This window comes from Pengzhenrongella sp., from assembly GCF_036565025.1.
Taxonomy (GTDB): Bacteria; Actinomycetota; Actinomycetes; order Actinomycetales; family Cellulomonadaceae; genus Pengzhenrongella.
In genome coordinates this window covers 1-4,032 of sequence record NZ_DATCNW010000243.1, presented here as the reverse complement: position 1 = coordinate 4,032, position 4,032 = coordinate 1, and the positions used below count along the sequence as shown (strand labels likewise).

The following is a 4,032-nucleotide window of genomic DNA, read 5'->3' as shown; positions in this document are numbered from 1 at the left end:
ACTCCCACCGTGTCTCTCGACGATCAAGCCGAGACGGGTCGCGACGAGCGAGATCGCCTCGTCCCACGAGGCCTCGCGGAACGTGCCGGTCCCCTTTGGCCCCGTGCGGATCAGCGGCGTCGTGAGGCGTGCCTGCGCGTCCAGGAAGACGCCGTTGTAGGCGATCGAGCACTTCCGGCAGAGCTTCCCGCGCGAGACCGGATGCTCCGGATCCCCGCGCACCTGCACGCGCTCGCCTTCGCGACGCACGACGAGAATGCCGCACGCGTCGTAGCAGTCACGCGGACAGGTCGTTCGCACGACATCGCTGGCAGCGTGCACGCTAGCTCGATCGAACCGAGATCCCGCCCCACTCCTCGGGGGCGACATCGGCGAGCGTCTCCGAGAACGTCCACTGATGACCGACCGGGTCCTCCGCGGTGTACTGGCGTTCGCCGTACTCGAAGTCGGTCGGCTCCATGAGGATTCGCGCACCGTGCGCCCTGGCCCGCTCACAGTGGGAACGCGCGTCATCGACTCGAACGGTCACCGAATGAGTGACCTCGCCGGGACGAGGAGGGTGGCGATCACCGCGCACGTCGCCGACAATCACGGCGCCGTCGCCGAATCGGAGCTGAGCCCGATGATTCTCGCCGATTCGCACCCGCTCGACGAAGCCGAACGCTGCCGAGAGCCAGGCGACCGCCTCGCGCACGTCGGGATAGATCAGGACGGGAATCACCGTTGACGTCGGAATCGAGCGGTTCGGCTTCACCTCATCGAGTCAACCACGTCGCGTCGCGCCCGCTCCCGAACCTCGGGCCAGATCAGAGTTGAGCAGGTCAGCGGTAGACGTCGCGGCGGTGGTCGCCAGCCACAACGGTCACGATGATTGCTTCATCGTCGATCACGTAGATGACCCGGTACTGGCCTCGCCGCGCAGACCAATATCCACCGAGGTCGCGCAGGAGTTGCTTGCCGACGCGGTGCGGGTTCTCAGCGAGCGGGCCGTTGACGAACTCCCACACGGCGGCAGCGACCGCTTCGGGCAGGGTGTTCTCGATCGCCCGTCGGGCCGGGGAGGCCCAGCGGATGCGGTAGGTCACAGTCGGGGGAACTCGGTCAGCTCGATGGTGGTGCCGGCCGCGATCTCGGCCCGAGCCACGACCAGGTCAGCCATCAGAGCCGGGCTGGAGAGAATCTCGACCGTCTCTTCCAGCGCGGCGAGATCGTCTGGCGAGATGAGGACCGCAGCGGGCTCGCCATTGCGGGTGATCACGACCCGCTCGTGGGTGTCGTGTACGGAGCCAACGATGGCTGAGAGGTGCGCCTTGACGTGGGCAAGCGACGTGGTCGTTGACATGACCAGAATTATAGTCACGCCTCCTTCCTCACGTACATAGCGGAGCATGCCGGGCCGCCTCATCGAAGCCCCAGGCCCGCATTGATCGGGTCTGACGATTCTGGTCTCTTCGGACGCTATCGAAGCGAGGGCGGCTCGACTGTCAGTCACGAGGAACAGCGGCGTGAACTTGGTCTGGAGGCGTGAGCTAATCGCTTCGACTGCGGCCGGCGGCAGTAGTCGCTCGAGTACCTGGCCCCGGGCACAAAAATAGCCATCCGCTACCAACGGCTGGCTATGTCTGTGACCCTGCGTTTGCGCAGGTCAGAGTTGTGGAGGTGGCGGGAATCGAACCCGCGTCCGATGACTGTGAACCAGGACTTCTCCGGGCGCAGCCTGCTGCGCTTTTCTCGGCCCCAGCGATCTAACAGACATGTCGCTGACGGGCCCAGTCCCCTTAAGTCCCTGCAGTGGCGGAGACAAACGCTGCAAGCAATCTCTCTAGATGACGCTAGTTACCGAGGCGAGAGCAAACTCGGACTAACGGACCTCGAATCCTCGCTCAGGCGGCGAGTGCGAAGTCGGTGCGAGTTGAGTCGGCACCTATTGGTTTTGCAGGGAGCGTTGACGAGATAACCCTGCATCCTCGGCCCGCTTCTCCTGGATCGACGATCACCGTCGAAACCGATCACCCCCCTGTGCAGTTATCAATCGCCGCCTCGGCCCGTCGTCGTGCCTGACGAGCCTCACCAGCAGCACCATCCTACGCGACGACCCGCCTCCGCGACGAGGGCTCACCGGGTGAGCAGCGACGCACGGCGTCGGGCGCCCCGGCGGGGGGCGACCCTGCGCCGGGCCGGCGCCGCCGTCGTCGGGCAGGGCCGGGTCGCTCGACCAGACGCGTCAGCAGCGCTTCACGCCCTTCGCCGGCAACTTCGTGGCCAGGTGCGGATCCGTGCTCAGCGTTCGGACGATCAGCACCGCGTCGAACCAGAAACGCTCGTAGTGATACGGGTTGGCGTTGCCCTGCACGGTGTGCGCCGCGATGGTTGGCGCCATGTTCTGCCACCCGGGCACCCGGACCAGTACCCTGATGAAACTCTTCGCGGCCGTGCGGGGATCCATCCGGTCGGCGTAGGAACCCCACGCGCCATTGGCGCGCTGCTGGAACAGACCGCGGCTGTCCGGGCCCGCGCCGTCACCGAAATTAACGTTGGTGAGCGTGGACTCGCCGATCGCGGTCATCACGGCGATCGTCTGGCCGCGGGCATTCAGGCCGAGGGCCTTCCCCGCCATGATGATCTGCGCCGCGTTCACGATCTGCTCGCCGTGGTAGCCACCGATGGCGGCCGGCAGGTGGGGCCGGCACGTCGCGACGGCGACCACCGGGCTGTCGAACCGCCAGGCCTCGTTGGCCGCGACCCGCACCGGAGGCGCGAAGGCAAGCAGCGCGCTCGCCGCGACGCTCTGGGTCGAGCCTGCCAGCACATCGCGGTTCACGACGGGAGCAGCCGAGGCCGGAGCGGTGACCATCGACAGGATCAGCCCCGACGAGGCGAACATGACCACGGAGCGTCGATGCGCCGTCACGAGGCGTACGGTGGCGGTCGCCAGCAGGTCGGCGAGGACAACGGTGGGGCGGCGGACGGCGCGGTGCCGGGGCGTGCGGACGTGGGCAGGGACAGTCTTCGCGGGCATGGGAATCTCTCCGGTCGCCTGCGGGGTGAGCTGTCGGATTCGGGCGGGAGTTGCGCCCGGCCGATCGATGAATCGATCGGCTTCACCCCAAGGACGCCGCTGCCGGCGTCCGAAAATAGTGGGTCCCCCGCTCCTGCCAGCGAGAATTCATGGGTGCCTTCGGTGGTGGCAGGACTCGGCGGTCCACCTCTGGCGACCCCGGAATGTTCCAGGGACGAATGATTCTAACCCGGATTTTAGGTCCCCTATCACAGTCTGATCACATCCGCCTCCCGGGAGCGCCTTGAACTACCCGTCAGAGCCCGCGCCACGGCCTCGTCGCGCGCTCCTGAGCGTCCGTCATCCCATCCGGTGCACCCAGGGGTGACCGAACCAAAACAATGCCTGCTGGCGCGCCGGTCCTGGCGTTGAAGAATGTACGCGCTAATGACATTCAACGACGACGGGCGAGAGGATGTCGATCGGCGCAACGCCGCACCGGACAAGGCCCGCGTCGCCCGGTGCTCGGCGGGCAACCGTCCCTCGTCCTCGACCGCAGGCACCCCGCTGACCTGCGACGAGAGCGGCCAGCGGGTCGCAACGACGACTCGCCGCGACCCGTGCGCCAACCGACACCTTTGTCCGGTTATCCACCCATAACGACGGGAAGCAACTGAGTCGCGCGACGGACGCCACCGGGCGGGACGCGCTTCTTGTTGCCCCGAAGCCTCGATTCATTCCGGCGGGCTGCCGGACCCGGCGGGGCCCGCCACCGGACGGGTCGAGGTGACTCAGGCACCTCGAGTCCTCGGTGCCCGAGGCGACCTGGCGAACCGGCGAAAACTCCGGCTCTCCTGACCGATCCGTGGGTCATTTTCGGCCGGGGGGACGGGTCGGTGGCCGAACTACCAGGTGCTGTCTTGGCAGCCGTGGTGATCGCTCGGCTCGACGCTGGGTCAGGCGGACCGTGGCGCGTCAGATCCCGGATCGCTGCCAGGGCGACCTCGCGGGTTGCCGACCTCGCGGGTAGCCCG

The 4,032-nt window shown here is 67.1% G+C and carries 5 protein-coding genes, 1 other RNA gene and 1 riboswitch; all 6 genes read right to left on the bottom strand.

Annotated elements, in window-relative coordinates; translation table 11 throughout:
• The coding region (locus VIM26_RS14230) for a molybdopterin-dependent oxidoreductase (RefSeq protein WP_331952275.1) at window positions 1-369 on the bottom strand (369 nt) is incomplete at its 3' end.
• Window positions 323-694, bottom strand: coding sequence for a VOC family protein (locus tag VIM26_RS14225; protein WP_331952277.1), 372 nt, complete (start codon window positions 692-694; stop codon window positions 323-325). The genes VIM26_RS14230 and VIM26_RS14225, both read right to left, overlap by 47 nt.
• Window positions 695-821: 127 nt before the next feature.
• Complete coding sequence (locus VIM26_RS14220) at window positions 822-1,085, bottom strand: type II toxin-antitoxin system RelE/ParE family toxin (protein ID WP_331952273.1); 264 nt, start codon at window positions 1,083-1,085, stop codon at window positions 822-824.
• Entirely contained in the window at window positions 1,082-1,342 is a 261-nt protein-coding gene (locus VIM26_RS14215; protein WP_331952271.1) for a type II toxin-antitoxin system Phd/YefM family antitoxin, read from the bottom strand. The genes VIM26_RS14220 and VIM26_RS14215 overlap by 4 nt, the downstream gene beginning before the upstream one ends.
• A gap of 309 nt (window positions 1,343-1,651) precedes the next feature.
• Window positions 1,652-2,017: a transfer-messenger RNA gene (ssrA, locus tag VIM26_RS14210) on the bottom strand.
• 207 nt (window positions 2,018-2,224) lie between these two features.
• The gene (locus VIM26_RS14205; RefSeq protein WP_331952269.1) at window positions 2,225-3,019 is read right to left on the bottom strand and encodes a hypothetical protein; all 795 of its coding nucleotides are present in this window, start codon (window positions 3,017-3,019) and stop codon (window positions 2,225-2,227) included.
• A gap of 1 nt (window position 3,020) precedes the next feature.
• A riboswitch (cyclic di-AMP (ydaO/yuaA leader) is annotated at window positions 3,021-3,171 on the bottom strand.
• Between the last annotated feature and the right edge of the window lie 861 nt (window positions 3,172-4,032).

Bases quoted from the DNA above. Each gene is read 5' to 3' on its own strand.
- VIM26_RS14215 (WP_331952271.1), bottom strand. From the start codon at position 1,342: ATGTCAACGACCACGTCGCTTGCCCACGTCAAGGCGCACCTCTCAGCC.
- VIM26_RS14205 (WP_331952269.1), bottom strand. From the start codon at position 3,019: ATGCCCGCGAAGACTGTCCCTGCCCACGTCCGCACGCCCCGGCACCGC.